Raw genomic sequence first — 17,207 nt, 5'->3', positions numbered from 1 at the left:
CATACCGAAGGACGTCAAAGCGCGTACTTCACCGCCTTGCACCATATGCAGTTACGACCTGGTCGTTTCATATTGTTCGGTGCATACTGCCCCCATTTAGCGAGAGCATAGGGTCACTGCATGGACCCTATGCTCTCATTGGAGCGATTGCAGCCGTTCTTTTGCTCTTTGTCCTGCGCGCACACAGGGCGCAGAGCATGTTGAACAGCATGCGAAGCAAACTTGCCCTTCCTTGCCCTTTGAAGCACCCATACACCCTCATGCTCGTCTGTTCGGCATCAATCATGCATCTAGCACCGCCCCTTTCCCTGCTGCTCGCGGTTCTTGCCCTATGCCGCCGATGGGAACCTCAACGGGTGCGAATCATCCCCGGGCTTGCAGCTTTCACGCTCTATGCAATCGCTCCACAAGCCCTGCTTATGGGCGGCGCAATCGTCCTTCTTCTCAGCCAGCATTCAGCGCAGCCTCATCGCGACGCGCGAACATGCATACCTGGGCCCATTGACTCAGCGCGTCTCTTTGAGTTCCTGTCGCTCGGCCTTGCATGTGCTCTCTGTTCGAACACTTCAAGCTTCGTACCCTCTATTTCACTTTCCCACACCAAGGAGTACAGCGACGTCGCGTTTTCTACGTGTCTGCTGCTTGCACTCATCACCTCAAGCATCTCCCGTGCCCTGCGCGCAAAGGCAGGGGAAACGGCAACCCCGCTCTTTTTCCTCCTGCTTGCCCTCGTTCAAGCCGCATTGGGATACAGCATTCCCGAACTCGGGCTCATCATCGGCTTTCTTTCCATTTTCTTTTTGGTCTCGCCATCGCGCCATGCTTGCGATGGCTCTCAAGCTCGCAACAATTCCAGCGATAGCAAAAACGGCCGCAATCTCATCTCTGACAAAGCTCAGTTCATGCCGCTTCTACTTACCGCGCTCGCCATAAGACTGTTCCACAACGCTGCGGCGGCCCCAATCAATGACCCATACTTCGGCTTGCTCCAGCTTGGACTCGTAGCTTGCGCCGGAGCATGCGCCATCATCGCTTCACGCTCTCGACTCATTAAGCACAGCTCCTTTTTGATAAGCAAACCGAGCGCTTCACCAGACAGTGAAGCGAATGCTTCGGCGGTCAGCATGCTTCTAAAGTCTCACGGCCTATCCCAACAGGAGTTGAACGTAGCGCAACAGCTGATTTGCGGCAAAGCGTTCTCAGACATAGCGCAGCGCCTTAGAATCTCTAAATCTGCCGTGTCGACATACGCGGCTCGCCTATATCGCAAGCTTGGAGTCTCCTCAAAAGACATGTTCCTCGAGCTCTATGCAGATGCCAAATTCACATGCGATCACACGGCAAAAGCGACAACGGGAAAAGCCAAACAACCTATGATGCTTCTTACCGCCGCAAAGCTCCAACGGTCTTCTGGCGTTGCTGCAGGATTAACGCTGCTGGTCCTTTTGTATGTAGCTGCAGACATTCTATGCTCGGCATTTTCCGCTGTACTCGCTTCAACGTGGCCCCTTGCTTGGAAGATCGCCATTTCGCTTGCTCTGACGTATGCATGCGGCGTGCCCCTATTTCCAGAACCGCGAAAAGGGCGGCGCTCCTTAACACTGGCAATACCCGTGTTTATGTTCCTCGTAGTCCTTATGCTCGGGCTCTCTCGCCATACGGCGGACTTGCTTGCCGCTCAGCAGTATGATCCCTCCCGATCGGCTGCATTCGCGCTCCTCAATAGCGCGCACCTCGCTCTCGACGGATGCCTAATCGTTGCCCTCTCCTTTGCATTCAGGATATTCATCACAAACGTGCATAGAAAAAGAATCGTCTTCGTTGCCGTAACGCTCTTTTCCTACGCTCTGCTGAGGCACATCGGCATTCCCGTCCAATTCGTCATGCTGGGCGTCTCCGCCTCAGTTTTCCTCGATGCAATTACCTGCAAGCCGAACCATCCTGAAGAATGCTCGAACGCGCTGGGGCGAGCCGCCGGCCGAGACGCCGGGCATAACGCCGACTGTCCCTCGCAGCAAACGTGGCGTTCGACTCTTGAAAACGAGTTAACGTGCCGAGAGCGGGAAGTGGTCATGCAGGCGTTGCACGGATACACTACGAACCATATTGCAGAGATCTTGGGGATCAGCGTGCATACCGTCCGAACCCATCTACAGCACGCCTACAAAAAGCTTGGGATCCATTCGCGAAAAGAACTGATGCAGGCAGCTGCGGTCCTTCTTGTGCAAGCGGAAAAGGAGAATTCTGAGAGCGAGGATGCTCGCGCCTACAGCTCGCGCCCTTCGTAGAGCTTGAGCGAGACGGCGGCAGAGATACCAAGCACCACGACCGTGAACGCGAGGAAGATCGCAAAGCACGTCGCCACGCCAACGGGCGTCTCGATGAACCCCAGAAGCGAGGCGAGGTTGCCGAAGCTCATCGATCCGTTGTCCAAGATGCCGGTGCCGTTGATGATGAGCATGGGCCCCACGAAGAGCAGCACGGTGATCATGGGCAGCCATTGCGTGGTCTTGTTCTGTCCGAACTTGAAGTAGATGGGCGTCTCGATCGATGCGATGAGCGAGCCGAGCGCCATGCAAAACGCGGTAGAGAAAACCGCTCCCAGGAACATGCCCTCGTCAAACGCGATGGCATCCGAAAGGCCGAACGGAAGCTCAACGGCACTCCCCAAAGCCAGGATGAGCAGGCAGGCAGCCCAGCCCGCCGCCATGCCCAGGAACCCGAGCGTCACGATGACGCCGTAGCGGCCGAGCACCACATCGCGGCGGCTCACCGGCATGGTCAGCCGGAAGGCGCCCCAGTTGCTCTGCTCGTCGTAAGCGCTCGCCGACATGCAGCCCATCATGAAGAACATCGTGGTGAGAATCGCCGGCGCGGCCACGATCGAACCCATGCCCGCCGAAACGAATATCGAGACGAAAAAGCCAACGCCCATGAGCTGCTTGATGTAATCGCGGAAAATCGTCATTTCCATAAGGTACGCGCGCTTCATTTACCGCACACCACCTTTCAGGGTAAGGGAGAGATAGTCGTCGATGGACATCCGGTCGCACGGAACGTTGGGGAAGTTCTCGGCGAAGACAAAGCGATCGGGAACGAGCAGGTCGATGCCATAGTCGTTCTTGCGATAACGCAGCTGGCCCTCGGGGATGATGCCGCTTGCGCAGATGCGCTCGAACTCCGCCACGCGGCAGCGGGCGATACCCATCTCGTCGGTGATTTCGTCTTTAGCCAAGTCGAAGATGATCCGCCCGCCGTCGATGCCCAGCACCCGGTCCGCGATGCGCTCGAGGTCGGAGGTAATGTGGCTCGACATGAGGATGGCGCGCCCAGGCATGGCGACGAAATCGAGCAATCGGTCGAGGAGCTCGTCACGAGCCATGGGGTCGAGGCCCGCGGTCGCCTCGTCTAGGATGAGTACGCGCGCATCGTGGCTGAGCGCACAGGCGAGGCTGAGCTTCATGCCCATGCCGCGTGAGAGCTCCTTCACCTGCTTGGTAGCAGCAAGATCGAAATCGTGCGTGAGCTGCTCGAACATGCGAGGATTCCATGAGGCGTACGCATGGGAGAATACGCGCCCCACATCGGCGACGCGAAGGTGCCCGGGCATGGAAATCGTGTCGAAAACCACACCGATGCGCTCCTTCGTCCCGGCGTGCACGGGGCGGGAGAGCTCGCTCGACGGGACGCCGAGGATGGATCCCTCGCCTCCATCGAGCTTGACGAGGCCCAGCAGTGCCTTGATGGTAGTCGACTTGCCGGCGCCGTTCTTGCCAACGAAGCCAACGACCTCGCCCTCGCCCACAGAGAGGCTTACGTTATCGAGCGAAAAACCGTCATAGTGCTTGATGATTCCGCGCGCCTCGATGAGCGGGACGTCCTGCGCGGCACCCGGGACCTGCCCCCGGCTTTCGACAATCGTCATCGTACTGTCCTTTCGGTTGACCCTGGGACCGAGGTGTTAAATCGGTCAAATTGGGACTGTCCCGTTTTGACTCACCGTATTTGGCATTTCGGCCCCGCCATCAGTCCCCGTCTTCGAGCTGCAAGGTGAACATCTCGGTAAGCTCGGTCTTCGAGAGGCCCATGGCGCGGCCGGCATCGACCGCCTGCCCCATGAGCTCCTCCACCTGACGCAGCTGCTCCTCGCGGATGAGCTCCGCGTTGCCTCCGGCGACGAAGCTTCCTTTTCCTTGGACCGTCTCAATGAAGCCATCGGCCTCAAGGTCGGCGTAGGCGCGCTTCGTGGTGATGGCGCTCACCCGCAGGCTGTTGGCCAGCGCGCGAATGCTCGGGAGCTGTTCGCCCTCGGCAAGCTCTCCAGAGAGGATCATGGCCTTGATTTGACCCGTGATCTGCTCGTAGATGGGCTTGCTGCTCGCGTTGGAGATGATGAGTTCCACGAATCCGAATCCTTTCCGTTACCTGGATGGCGAGCGTGAAACCTCGACGCCGCGCATCCGCAGCGCCCAACGGGGCGTCCCCCGCCAGGCAACAGGCTTGCCTGACGTCTCGGTAAGCCTGTTTGGGTATAGTGTGTATACCCGTTAAGTACAGTATATACACACCTATATACAATGCAAGAAGTTTTTGGATGAAACGCAGACACCCGGTGTCTACGATTCATCACGCGCGAAAATGAATCGCGAACACCGGGTGTCTACGATTCATTTGACGCGCGGACACCGGGTGTTGGCGCCTCACGCCCCGCCAACGTGACAGTTTCCCTTGGCACCGCTGTCGCGCAGCGAGCCACCTCGCTTAAGCGTGGGTGAACTGCGAGGTATAGAGCTCGGCATAGGCACCGCCCGCGGCAAGCAGCTCGTCGTGCGTCCCGCGCTCGATAATCTCCCCATCGCGCATTACCAGAATGCAATCGGCATTGCGAATGGTGCTCAACCGGTGCGCGACGATAAAGCTCGTCCGCCCCTTCATGAGCTCGTCGAACGCGCGCTGCACCTGAAGCTCGGTGCGGGTGTCGATGCTCGAGGTGGCTTCGTCGAGCAGGAGGATGGCCGGATCGGTGAGCATCACGCGCGCGATGCACAGCAGCTGGCGCTGGCCTTGGCTAAAGGTGCCGCCATCTTCGGGGATCACCGTGTCGTAGCCCTGAGGCAGAGCGCGGATGAACGAATCGGCTCGCGCTCGCTCCGCCGCCGCAACGACCTCCTCGCGCGTCGCATCGGGCTTGCCGTACGCGATGTTGTCGTGCGCCGTGCCCTCGAAGAGCCACGACTCCTGCAGCACCATGCCGAAGGCGCGCCGGAGGCTATCGCGCGCGATGCGCGCGGTATCTGCGCCATCCACGCGAATTTCACCAGCATCCACATCGTAGAAGCGCAGCAGCAGGTTGATGAGGGTCGTCTTGCCGCAACCGGTGGGCCCCACCAGGGCGAACCGCTGGCCAGGCTCAGCGTGCACGCAGATGTCCCGCAGAAGCGGGCGGGTGGGAACATAGGAGAAGTCCACGTGCGAAAGCTCCACCGACCCCCGGGGCTCATCCAGCTCGACGGCATCCGGCGCATCGGGCTCTTCTTCAGGCGCGTCCATGAGCGCGAAGAGGCGTCGCGCCGAGGCGAAGGCGGCCTGAATCTGCGTGATTACGCCGGTGATCTCGTTGAACGGCTTCGTGTACTGATTGGCATACGAGAGGAAAGTCTGCACCCCGCCCACCGTGAGCGCCGCCGGCCATCCAGTGATGACGCAGATACACCCCATGACCGCAACGATGGCGTAGATCACGTTGTTCACGGCGCGCGTTCCCGGATTGGACAGCGAGCTCAGGAACTGCGCGCGCTCACCGGCAACATAGAGCTCTTGGTTGAGGGCGTCGAACCCCTCGAGCACCTCGTCGCCGTAGGCGAACACGTCGACGAGCTTCTGGCACCCCACAAACTCCTCGACATACCCACCGAGCTGCCCCTGGATGCGCTGCTGATCGACGAAGCTCGAGTTGGAGAACCGCGCGATTGCAGAGGCCACGAGCACCGAGAGCGGCGTCACGAGCACCACAACCACCGCCATGGGAACCGAGATGGAAAGCATGAACGCAAGCGTCCCCGCGATCGTTACCGCCCCGGTGAAGAACTGAGTGAGCCCCTGGAGCAAGCCGTCGCCAACTTGATCGGCGTCGTTGACCACGCGACTCATGAGGTCGCCGTGCGCATGGCCGTCGATGAACGAGATGGGCATGCGGCTGAGCTTGTCGTTCGCCTGGGTGCGCAAATCGCGCACGGTCTCGTAGGCGAGGCGATTCACGCAGTACCCCTGCACCCACTGGAAGGCGGCCGCGCCCACAATGACCGCGATGAGCTGCAAGAGGAGGGGTGCGAGCGCACTAAAGTCCACCCGGCCTGCCGCGATGATGCAGTCGATTCCGCGCCCCACAAGAATGGGCACATAGAGCTGGAGCACGACCGAGATGGCCGAGGCGGCAAACGACAGCAAGAACGAGCCCAGGTGCGGGCGAATGCACCCGATGAGCCGGCCGAGCACCTGGCCTGTAGAGAGCGCGCTCTTGAGCGAATCGTCCCGGCCGCCCGGCGCGTCGGGGCCGCCCGAGGCGCCACCGGCACCGCTCGAGATACTCGAGGCAACCGTCGCCACCGAGCCCACCGCACCGTACGGATTAGCCATGGCGCACCTCCTCATGACGTGAGACAGTTGTGCCGGGTGAAACTGTCTCATGAGACAGTTGTGCCGGGGGAAACTGTCTCATCCCGGGTGAAACTGTCTCATCCTCGACGCCTTGGGAGGCGCAGATCTCTTGGTAGATGGCGCAGGTACGAACAAGCTCGTCATGCGTGCCGAGCCCCACCACGTTGCCGCGGCGCATGACACAGATGAGGTCCGCGGCGCGCACGCTGGCAACGCGTTGCGAGACCACCACAACGGCCGGGGGCAGCTCCCCAGACGCAGCAGCGTCGCGCCCGTACGACGCAAGCGCCACGCGCAGGGCGGCGTCGGTCTTATAGTCGAGCGCGGAGGCCGAGTCGTCCAGAATCAGCAGCTTAGGCGCCCCAACGAGCGCTCGTGCGATAGTAAGGCGCTGGCGCTGGCCGCCGGAGAAATTCTTGCCGCCTGCCTCAACCGGAGCATCGAGACCGTCGGCCAGCGCGCGAACGAACTCCGCCGCTTGCGCAAGCTCGAGAGCACGCCAAAGATCATCGTCCGTGGCCTTAGCATCGCGCCAGATGAGGTTGGAGCGGATGGTTCCCGAAACAAGCATAGCCTGCTGGGGCACCATGCCCACGACCTGCCTAAGCTGCTTGAGCTGCCACGCGCGCACATCGCGGCCAAGCACCTCGACCGCCCCTTCCGTCGCGTCGTAGAGCCGCGGAATGAGCGAGACGAGCGTCGACTTGCCCGACCCCGTTCCGCCAATCACGCCGAGCGTCTGTCCCGGCATGAGTGTGAGCGTCGCATCGTGCACGGCGTCCGCAGCCGCACCGGGGTAAGCAAAAGAGACGTTACGCAGGGCAAGCGTGGGAACCCGTTTCGACGCGCCCGCCTGCTTCGCCGCGTCCGGCAGCCCCCCGCCATCCGCCTGCTCCGCCGCGTCCGGCAGGCCCGCCGAGCCCCACAGCTCTACGGGCTCGGCGCCCTCGTCGGTCACGCTCGGCTGGCACGCGAGCACCTCGTTCACGCGCGCGGCCGAGGCGCTCGCCTTGGTAAACACCACCACGAGATTCGCCACGTATACGATAGAAAGCAGCGCCTGGGTCATGTAACTCACAAAGGCCACGACCTGACCCTGCGTGAGCCCGCCGATGTTCACCTGGATGCCACCCGCCCAAAGGATGGCGCAAACAGCGAGGTACATCACCAAAAAAGTCACAGGGTTGAGCACCGAGGAGAGCCGGCCGGCCGCAATGGCGGTAGCAGCTTGATCTTGGGCTGCATCGGCGAGGCGCCGCCGTTCGTGCCCCTCTCTAACAAAGGCGCGCACCACGCGAACGCCCGACAACCCCTCGCGCACGATGAGCGCGATGCGGTCGAGCTTTGCCTGCATACTGCGGTAATACGGAATGCATGCCTTCATGACAAACCAGAAGAGACCGCCCACCACGGCCATCGACACGACGAAGATGAGCCCGAGCCGCACGTCGATAGCGAGCGCAGCGACAAGCGAGCCCACGGCCAGAAACGGCCAGCGCATGAGCTGCCGTATGCCGAGCGCGATGGCAAGCTGAACCTGGTTGACGTCGTTGGTGATGCGCGTGGTGAGCGAAGGCGTACCAAAGCGGTCGAGGTCAGCATGCGAAAGCGCGTTGATGTGCTCGTACAGGCTGTGGCGGATGCTCGTGCCCATGCCCTGCGACGCGCGCGAGGCCATCTTCTGGCAGGCGAGGGCGAAGAGGATGGCCACGGCGGCCATCGCGAGAAGGATTCCGCCGCCTGTGAGTACGGGCTGCACGCTGCGCGTGCCCACGCCCGCGTCGATCATATAGGCCACAATGATGGGCGTGAACAGGTCGAACACGACTTCGATGAGCTTGCAGAGCGGACCGAGAACAAGGTTCGCGCGGTACGAGCCACCGAAGCGTTTGAGGAGCTTGAACATAGACCGCCTTCGGTCAGGCAATGGATTGCTCAAGCCATGATAGGACAAGCGGGTTGAGCTCGCAAAACGAAACGGCATGAACTAGTGGGTGCAACAAGGAATTAAGAGACGCATGCCGGAGCGGGGCAGAGCGCGGAGGGTCTAGCAAGTGCGCTCTCTATCTAGCAGCGCGCTCCTCGCCCGGCGGGCGCAATCCTTACCCGGCAGCGCGCTCCTCGCTCGGCGGACGCACCCCCACCTAGTAAGCACCCCTCTCTCGGCGGGCGTGCTCCCTGCCTGGCAATGCGCTCCTTATACACGTTCCTTATACAAAAAGCGCCCGTGCGCTCGATGGATCCGGGTGCCCGGCAGAGGCTCCTTATGGCTGCTTCCTCCCGGACCTGACCAGGTTCGGAACATATCGTCACCCGAACCCATCGAGCGCGCTAGGCGCTTGGTCTATGGTACCCGCTTCCACCGCCGCCGTCTAGGAAAACATCGATTAACCCCAACAGAAAAAAACCGCGACACGCCCGCCTCTGCATACTTGGAATTAACGGCGCTCATAGCGGCATGTATGGAGTTTCCAGCAGCACCCCCTCGCCCAGCGCTCGGAAAACAAGGAGCTGCCGACCTTATAGCAGATACGCGCGGATGGCAGCCTCGCCGGCGGTGCGGAGGTTGGCGCGCGTCTGGCTGGGGTCGAGAGCATGGGAGAGATCCATCGGCCTACGCACGATGGGCAGAACGAGGTCAACTCCTTGCTCGTACACGGCGTCAAGATCATCGGCTCGGCCACCCACCACAGCAACCACGGGCACGCCGGCGGCCCGGGCGCGGCGCGCCACGCCGAGCGGTGCCTTGCCGCCCGCCGTCTGGCCGTCCATCATTCCCTCGCCGGTTACCACTACATCGCAGTCGCGCAGCGCCTCATCGAACCCGGCGCGATCAAGCACCGCATCAATCCCAGGCGTGAGCGCGCCCCCAAGCGCGAGCACCGCCGCACCCAAACCGCCCGCTGCACCCGCTCCGGGTACACCGGCCAGCGAGCGGAAGCGCGGGGTAGCCACCGCGCGACACGCCGCATCGAGCAGCGCCCCGTAGCGGACCATCCAGCGGTCGTAAGTATCGAGCGCGTCGGGGTCTTGGGCCAGCCCCTTCTGCGGGCCAAAAACGCGCAGGGCGCCTCGCGATCCCACCAGCGGATTCGTCACATCCGAAAGCGCGATAAGGCGCGCGGGTCCGAGCGCCAGCACCGCCGGCGCCAGATCGATAGAAGCGACCTGCTCAAGTCCCGCGAGACCCGTTGGGATGTCCCGACCGTCCGCATCGAGCAGCCGCGCGCCGAGCGCCTGCAGAAATCCCGCACCACCGTCGTTGGTCGCGCTCCCTCCGAGGCCGAGATAGATGGTTTGCGCGCCGGACGCAATCGCGTCGAGCACCAGCTCACCCACGCCGTAGGTCGTGGCCGCGAGCGCAGCTTGGGAAGTTCGGTCAGAGCTACCGAGGCCCGCGACGACCGCCATCTCGATGAACGCTTCATGGGAAGTGCCGACGGAGCACTCGGTGCCGTGCCCGCTCTCCTCGTGTACTGCGGAGAATACGTCGCTCGCTTCTGCTGAACGCACGGATTCCGAATCTGCAGCGGAGCCGGCAATCGCTGCTGAAGACACGTTCCCTGCAGCATCGGACAGCAAGTATTCAGCGGAAATAACGTGCTCGAACGCGTCGTGCGCCTGCGCCGCGCGCCTCGTCGTTCCACCCGATGCCGCGAGCGCCTCCCCCGTCCCTTCTCCTCCGTCTCCGATAGGCATAGCCGTCACCCGCGCATTCGGGCACGCATGGAGAATGCCCTCAGTCACCCATGCTTCTGCCTGAGCGCTCGTGGCGGAACCTTTAAAGGAGTCGATTGCCAGGAGCACACGGGGAGAGGGACCCAACAAAGTGGCAGCGCGCGCACCGTCCGTGGCACGGGAAGCGGAGCCCGGCTGGGCAGCGGCACGCGCGCCGTCCGCGGCAAGGCCGGTCACGCCGCCCGCAGCTGTAGCACGCACACCGTCCGCGGCAAGGCAGCCCTCGCTGCCCGCAGCCGCAGCATGAGCGCCTTCGGCACACAACGCCGTCGCAGCCACCGCATCTCGCCCGCAGCGCTGGGTCAGCATAGAGCCGTTTCGAGAACGCAATGCCTCGTCTCGTTTCGAGTCGTGCGCGTCGTTCGCACGCCCCTCACCCCGAAGCTCGGCAAAAAAAGCCTTGAGCACACCTGCGCACTCGTTGGAAAGCACCCCCGCCGTCACCGCAAACGCATGGTTGAGCCGTCGGTCGGCATTCAGCTGGTAAAGCGACCCAAGCGCGCCTGCCTTGGGGTCGGCCGCGCCGTAAACGCAGCGGGTCACACGCGCGTTCACCATAAGACCCGCACACATAACGCAGGGCTCGAGGGTCACATACACCGTGCAGCCCGTGAGCCGCCAGCGTCCGAGCGCGCGGGCTGCCGCGACCATCGCCGAGAACTCCGCATGCGCAGAGGGGTCTTCGTCCAGCTCACGACGGTTGTGCGCCCGGGCGATAATCTCGCCTTCGTAGACCACAACAGCCCCGATGGGTACCTCGCCTTCCGCCGCTGCCGCATGCGCCTCGACCAGTGCCTCGCGCATGAAGCGCTCGTCCGGCCCGCCCAGAGACATGTCGATATTCCGCTCGTCGCCCACGGCCGCCCCTCTTTCTCACGCCGGTCGGTATTCGATGCTATCATTACCTACCACGGAGAGATGGCAGAGCGGTTGAATGCGGCGGTCTTGAAAACCGTTGGGCGCGTGAGCGTCTCGAGGGTTCGAATCCCTCTCTCTCCGCCATGGTGAATACCAAGCCTGCGTTCTTTTTGGACGCGGGCTTTTTTCTGCAGCGGGTGAGGGATTCGAACCCTGTGAAGGTGCGGAGCTGAGGAAAGGCGGAGCGTTTTCCAGCGAAGCACGCAAGGCCGCGCGAGCGGCCGCAGCGGACGGCGGCGCGAAGCGGTGCCTCGGGCCCCTCTCTCTCCGCCATAGACGCTCGAAGCCCGTGCCGGTCACCCAGCCCGGGCTTTTTCTGTAACGAGCGAGAGATTCAAACCCGCACAGCGCCTCACCCAAAACGTGTACACGAGCGTCAAAATCTGGCCGAAAAACGGCGATTCGTGACGCTCGTGTACATGTTTTGCGCAGCAGGGGGGGTGCACTGATATGTGCTCGAAGCATATAAGCCCGAAGTGCGGGCGAAGCGGTGCGCCACACGCGCCCCATGCACGCGAGCGAGCGCAGCGGCGCACGCACCACGCGAATGCACGCGAGCGAGCGAAGTGATGCTCGCCCAAGCCCGCCGCAGCCCCTACTCAGCCCCAGAAAGGCCGTAAACGCAGGAGGCCCCGCTTTCTCTTGTTCCGTAATCCGCAGCGCGCAGCGCGAGGACATCGGAACAAGGGGAAGCGGGGCCTCCGCCGGGAATGAACGACCTATGCGACCTTAACGATCCAGCCCTCAGGGCCTTCGATCTCGCCGGCCTGGATGCCAGTGAGCGTCTCGCGCAGCTTCTGCATGACCGGGCCCACGTGCTCCATGCCGCCCTCGCCGAAGACGATCTCCTCGTCGCCGTTCACGACCTTGCCCACCGGGCTGATGACCGCCGCCGTGCCGCACATGCCGCACTCGACGAACGCACCCGCCTGGACCTCGGCGAACTCGACCGGTCGCTCCACCACGGTCATGCCGAGCATGTCGCGCGCCACCTGCACCAGGCTGCGGCGCGTGATGGACGGCAGAATGGAGTTGGTGTGGCTCTGTGGCACCACGAGCGTGCCGTCCTGATCAACGAAGAGGAAGTTGGCACCGCCGGACTCCTCAACATAGGTGCGAGTCATGGGGTCGAGGAACATGTTGTCGGCAAAGCCCTCGGCATGTGCCTGAACGCTGGGATACAAGCTCATGGCGTAGTTGAGGCCGGCCTTGATGGCGCCGGTGCCGTGCGGTGCGGCGCGGTCGTACTCGGGCACCTTGAGCGCAACGGGCTTCACGCCGCCGGAATAGTACGGGCCCACGGGCGTCACGAGGATGCGGAACTGGTACTCGTCCGCCGGCGCCACGCCGATGACCTCGCCCGTTGCCACCATGAACGGACGAACGTAGAGCGTAGCGCCCGAGCCGAACGGCGGCACCCACGCCTCGTTGGCCTTGACGACCATCTTAACGGCCTCGATGAACTTGTCCTCCGGGAAGGGCGGCATCACGATGCGGCGGGCGGAGTCGGCCATGCGGGAGGCGTTGAGGTCCGGGCGGAAGCAGACGATGTCGCCGTCTTTGGTGGTATAGGCCTTGAGACCCTCGAAGACCTCCTGGCAGTAATGGAAGATGCCCGCGCACTCGGAGAGCGTGAGGCTGTGATCGGTGGTGAGGCCGCCCTCCTCCCAAGCGCCGTCCTTGTAGTTGCAGACGTAGCTGTAGTCCGTGGGCTGATAGGCGAAGCCGAGGCTACCCCAGTCGATATCCTTCTTCTCTGCTGCCATGGGTGCTCCCCTCGTATCGAAACGTTGAACCGTGCGCAAACGCAGAGCGCAATCGCGTGCCCTTTATGGTACTCCGTTCACACGCGTCACCGAAAGGTTTCTTGCTTATGAGCGATTTGTTAACGGATGGCGCAGCGAGGAACGCGGGCCTGGGGGGGTGATTTGTTAACGGATAACGCAACGAGGGGCGCGGGTCCGGGGACCATTTGTTAACAGACGCCGCGGCAAGAGAGCATGCACCCTAGGAAACGCTCGGCTTTTGGAGAAACACTTCCCCTCGCATGAGGTCACCTCGTGAAGGGCGCGAGCTCTGTTTCTTAATCCTAGTAATTCGCTATACTTAACCGAAAACACTCGGGCGCCCAGGCTTCGCGCCGCCCGCCCCGAGCCGCCGGCCGAACATGGGACAGGCTCTGCCACAGTCGCCCCATCTCGCCCGCACGCCCGCCATCATGCCAAAAGGGGCAGCTATGAGCTTTATCGACACCATTCGCGAAGATATCGGCACCGTCAAGACGCACGACCCCGCCGCCCAAAGCGACTTCGTGATCTTCCTCTCCTACCCCGGCCTCCACGCCAAATGGATGCACACGCCCGAGCACTGGCTGTGGAACCACGGGGCACGCGGCCCCGCGCGCGTGCTGAGCCAGGTCACGCGCTTTTTCACCGGCGTCGAGATCCATCCCGCCGCGCAGCTGGGGCGCCGATTCTTCATCGACCACGCCATGGGCGTCGTCATCGGCGAGACCACGGTCGTCGGTGACGACTGCGTGCTCTACCAGGGCGTCACGCTCGGCGGAACGGGCAAGGAATGCGGCAAGCGCCACCCGACGCTTGGCAACAACGTCACGGTGGGCGCCGGCGCCAAGGTGCTCGGCAACATCCAGATCGGCGACAACGTCAAGGTGGGCGGCAATTCCGTCGTGGTAAAAGACGTGCCCGAGAACTGCACCGTCGTAGGCATTCCCGGGCGCGTGGTGCGGCGCAACGGCTGCCGCATCGTCGAGGAGACCTATAACCGCGACAAGCACCGCGAAAGCATGCCCGACCCGGTCGAGGAGCAGTCGCGCCTGAACCGCGAGGGCATTCGCAAGAACCATCAGCGCATCGGCGACCTTGAAAAGCAGGTAGCCGACATGGAACGCCAGCTCTCCGAGCTTACCGAGCTTGTCAATCAGTTCGTTCAGCAACAGCAGAAGAGATAGAGACGGTCGGGCCGGTTCCCATCCGACATGAAAATGACCCGGCTGGGACGCAGTAAAAAGTTCGAGGCTCGAGTCGGAAGATTTTTCGCGACCCGCCGAGTAAGCGCCTCGCTCACATTGGCGCGACCTGCGGTTTTGGTAACGCGTAAGCGGGGTCTACTCGGCTTGTCCGCAAAAACCTTCCGACTCGAGCCTCGAACTTCTCCGCCACGTTCAAAAACGCCCAAAACAGCAGGGGTCGGCCCCAAGGCCAACCCCAAAACCCGCGAAAATCCCTACGAGGAGCTCTTGCTAGTTGCGCTCAGCGAGGTTGATGCCGTTCGCCCAACCCCAGCGAGGCGTCACCGTCGTGCCGTAGAAGCTGATCCAGTAGTCGAGGTCTTGCGTCTCGATGTTGCCCACGTTATGCATGACCCTGTTATCGCCGATGTAGATGCCTATGTGCCCGTAGATGCGCCCGGCCGAGGTATGGCTGTGCGTTGACACGGCAATGAGCATGCCTACCTGCAGATTCGCCTTACTCGAACTGGTGCACCAGGCGTTATACATATCGTTCGCATTGCCCCGCACGCGGCTAAAGCCCGCGTTTTGCATCACCTGAGAGACCCACAGCGCGCAATAGCCGCTACCCGGAGACGGCGTGTAGTAGCACGAGTTGACGACGCGCTTCTGCGCCCCGCTCGCCGCGCTGTAATCCTGACCGCTTCCGCGCTCGGGCAGAACCGGAGGATTGGGGTTCTGCGACGCCGCGGCCTCCTGGCGCCTGCGCTCCTCCTCGGCCTCGGCCTCCGCGGCGGCGAGAATCTCCGCATCGCGCTGAGCGATGAGGTCTTTGACCTCGCTATCGAGGTTGTTCAGAAGCTCCTGCGTCTCCTGCTGCTTGGCCTGCATCTGCGATAGCTGCTCGGCCTGCTGGGTCTTGAGCTCCTCGAGCTGGGCCTTCTGCTCCTCGAGCTGGGCCTTCTGCTCCTCGAGCTGCGACTGAATCTGCTCAATCTGCGCGATGACGGCGCGGTCCTGCTCGTTTACCTTCTCGAGGTAGTACGCGTTCGAGATAAGGTCGTCGAGCGTCGTAGCCGAGAGCAGCACCGAGAGCGCCTCGTTGCCGCCCGTTTTGTAGTTCGTCGCGACACGGTCGGAAAGCAGCGCCTGGTTCTCTTCCAGTTCTGCCTGCTTCTCCTCAATTTGCTGCTCGGTATCTACGATCTGCTGCTCGACATCCTCGATCTGGCTGAGCGTCTCATCTTGCTGCTTGCTGAGCTCCTGATACTGGGTCGAGATTTCGTCGAGCTGCGCCTGGACCTCGTCGTACTTCGCCTGCGCATCGCTCAAGGCGTCGAGCGTCTCCTGCGTGGCCTGGGGCTTAGCGAACGCGCGCACCGGATTGGCGAAGAGCGTCGCCGCGCCCGCCATGGCGAGCATGGCCTTGAGAGCGGAGCGCCGCGAGACAGCAGCCGCTTCGCCGCGTGCCGCACGGCCTCCATCGCCTGATGCAGGGATGTCCGTCGCCTGACAATGGCCACTCTGAGCGGTGGTTGATAGATGAAGTTGCGCCCCGTCTGCGCAAGACGAGGATGCGTGATCGTGGTGTGACATACGTGCTCCGATGTAAGTGTGTTTATATGTCGCCCTCCGCATAAGGATAGCGCATTCCGTCGCGCTCCGGGGCCCGAGTGGGATATTCATCGCTCCTCCCATGCGTCGCAACTCGCCCTTCATGCAACGGCTATACTTTTGGAAGCACATCGCGCACCAAAGCAGGGGCAGCGCGTTCAGGCAAACCCAACGTGAGGAGCTTTCATGGCACAGACACTTGCACCCCAGGATACCTGCGTTCTCGTTACCGGCGGAGCTGGGTTCATCGGCTCCCACACCGTGGTCGAGCTGCTTCAGCGCAACTACAAGGTGGTCGTGGTCGACAACTTCTACAACGCGAGCCCCGTTGCCCTCGACCGCGTGCGCGAGATCGTTGGGCCCCAGGCCGCCGAAAACCTTGTCTTCTACGAGGCAGACGTGAATGATCGCGATGCCCTCACCAAGATCTTCGACGCCGAGCAGCCCTCCCGTGTCATCCACTTTGCCGGCTACAAGGCCGTGGGTGAAAGCGTGCAGAAGCCCATCGAGTACTACCAGAACAACATCGGCAACACGCTCACCCTTGTTGATGTCATGCGCGAGCACGGCTGCAAGGACATCATCTTCTCAAGCTCGTCGACCGTCTACGGCGACCCGGACAACCCGCCCGTGACCGAGCAGGACCCCAAGAAGCCCGCCACCAACCCCTACGGCTGGACCAAGTGGATGATCGAGCAGATCCTCATGGACCTGCACACCGCCGATCCGGAGTGGAACGTCGTGCTGCTGCGCTACTTCAACCCCATCGGAGCGCACCCCTCGGGTCTCATCGGCGAGGATCCCAAGGGCATCCCCAACAACCTCGTGCCCTACGTGGCGCAGGTGGCCGTGGGCAAGCGCCCGTTCGTGCAGGTCTTCGGTGACGACTACCCCACGCCCGATGGCACCGGCGTGCGCGACTACATCCATGTGGTCGACCTCGCCTGCGGCCATGTCGCAGCGCTTGAATGGATGAACGGCCGCTCCGAGGTGGGCATCTTCAACCTGGGCACGGGTACCGGATCCTCCGTGCTGGACGTGATCCACGCCTTCGAGAAGGCCTGTGGCAAGGAGCTGCCGTACCAGATCTGCCCGCGCCGCGCCGGCGACATTGCAGCCAACTGGTGCGATGCCACCAAGGCTGAGCAGGAGATGGGCTGGAAGGCGCAGTACAACATCGACGACATGTGCCGCGACTCCTGGAACTGGCAGTCCAAGAACCCCGATGGCTTCGCCACCGCCCAATAAGTCATTTAGGGACGGGGTTGTTTTGGCTCAATGAGTCAAAACAACCCCGTCCCATTTTGCA

Annotated in this window: 11 protein-coding genes, 1 tRNA gene and 1 other RNA gene; 4 read left to right on the top strand and 9 right to left on the bottom strand. The window is 62.4% G+C overall.

All coding sequences use genetic code 11. From position 1 onward, the window contains the following. Positions 1–197: 197 nt before the first annotated feature. Positions 198–2,288: a LuxR C-terminal-related transcriptional regulator gene (locus HGEM_RS09785; RefSeq protein ID WP_195891252.1), complete on the top strand. Its 2,091-nt coding sequence runs from the start codon at positions 198–200 to the stop codon at positions 2,286–2,288. Here the strand turns inward: HGEM_RS09785 and HGEM_RS07230 are convergent. The 7 genes from HGEM_RS07230 to tadA form a co-directional block, all read right to left on the bottom strand. Then, the gene (locus tag HGEM_RS07230) at positions 2,267–2,992 is read right to left on the bottom strand and encodes an ABC-2 transporter permease (RefSeq protein ID WP_019128758.1); all 726 of its coding nucleotides are present in this window, start codon (positions 2,990–2,992) and stop codon (positions 2,267–2,269) included. The genes HGEM_RS09785 and HGEM_RS07230 overlap by 22 nt on opposite strands. Further along, positions 2,993–3,925, bottom strand: coding sequence for an ABC transporter ATP-binding protein (locus tag HGEM_RS07225; protein WP_019128757.1), 933 nt, complete (start codon positions 3,923–3,925; stop codon positions 2,993–2,995). It lies immediately after the preceding gene. A gap of 100 nt (positions 3,926–4,025) precedes the next feature. Next, the gene (locus tag HGEM_RS07220) at positions 4,026–4,403 is read right to left on the bottom strand and encodes a GntR family transcriptional regulator (protein ID WP_019128756.1); all 378 of its coding nucleotides are present in this window, start codon (positions 4,401–4,403) and stop codon (positions 4,026–4,028) included. A gap of 358 nt (positions 4,404–4,761) precedes the next feature. After that, positions 4,762–6,636 (bottom strand): ABC transporter ATP-binding protein, encoded by a 1,875-nt coding sequence (locus HGEM_RS07215; protein WP_019128755.1) that lies wholly within the window; start codon positions 6,634–6,636, stop codon positions 4,762–4,764. Beyond that, entirely contained in the window at positions 6,629–8,563 is a 1,935-nt protein-coding gene (locus HGEM_RS07210; RefSeq protein ID WP_019128754.1) for an ABC transporter ATP-binding protein, read from the bottom strand. The genes HGEM_RS07215 and HGEM_RS07210 overlap by 8 nt, the downstream gene beginning before the upstream one ends. A gap of 324 nt (positions 8,564–8,887) precedes the next feature. Then, positions 8,888–8,983, bottom strand: an RNA gene (gene ffs, locus HGEM_RS10055) — signal recognition particle sRNA small type. A gap of 194 nt (positions 8,984–9,177) precedes the next feature. Continuing rightward, the gene (gene tadA, locus HGEM_RS07205) at positions 9,178–11,253 is read right to left on the bottom strand and encodes a tRNA adenosine(34) deaminase TadA (protein WP_019128753.1); all 2,076 of its coding nucleotides are present in this window, start codon (positions 11,251–11,253) and stop codon (positions 9,178–9,180) included. A 54-nt stretch (positions 11,254–11,307) separates the two neighbouring features. Here tadA and HGEM_RS07200 point away from each other — a divergent pair. Continuing rightward, positions 11,308–11,397, top strand: a tRNA-Ser gene (locus tag HGEM_RS07200). 635 nt (positions 11,398–12,032) lie between these two features. Here HGEM_RS07200 and HGEM_RS07195 read toward each other — a convergent pair. After that, positions 12,033–13,079 carry a branched-chain amino acid aminotransferase gene (locus HGEM_RS07195; protein ID WP_019128752.1) on the bottom strand — a complete coding sequence of 349 codons (1,047 nt, stop codon included), beginning with the start codon at positions 13,077–13,079 and terminating at the stop codon, positions 12,033–12,035. A 470-nt stretch (positions 13,080–13,549) separates the two neighbouring features. Here HGEM_RS07195 and cysE point away from each other — a divergent pair, with 470 nt between their 5' ends. Continuing rightward, the gene (gene cysE / locus HGEM_RS07190) at positions 13,550–14,284 is read left to right on the top strand and encodes a serine O-acetyltransferase (protein ID WP_019128751.1); all 735 of its coding nucleotides are present in this window, start codon (positions 13,550–13,552) and stop codon (positions 14,282–14,284) included. Between the two features lie 291 nt (positions 14,285–14,575). Here cysE and HGEM_RS07185 read toward each other — a convergent pair whose 3' ends face one another. Beyond that, positions 14,576–15,880 (bottom strand): coiled-coil domain-containing protein, encoded by a 1,305-nt coding sequence (locus tag HGEM_RS07185; protein WP_230197244.1) that lies wholly within the window; start codon positions 15,878–15,880, stop codon positions 14,576–14,578. Between the two features lie 204 nt (positions 15,881–16,084). On the opposite strand from HGEM_RS07185, the gene galE reads away from it, so the two are divergent. Then, on the top strand, positions 16,085–17,146 hold the full coding sequence (gene galE / locus HGEM_RS07180; protein ID WP_019128749.1) for a UDP-glucose 4-epimerase GalE: 1,062 nt from the start codon (positions 16,085–16,087) through the stop codon (positions 17,144–17,146). The last annotated feature ends 61 nt before the right edge of the window (positions 17,147–17,207 follow it).

The sequence above is a fragment of the Enorma massiliensis phI genome (genome assembly GCF_000311845.1).
Taxonomy (GTDB): Bacteria; Actinomycetota; Coriobacteriia; order Coriobacteriales; family Coriobacteriaceae; genus Enorma; species Enorma massiliensis.
This window is presented reverse-complemented; position numbering and strand designations above follow the sequence as displayed.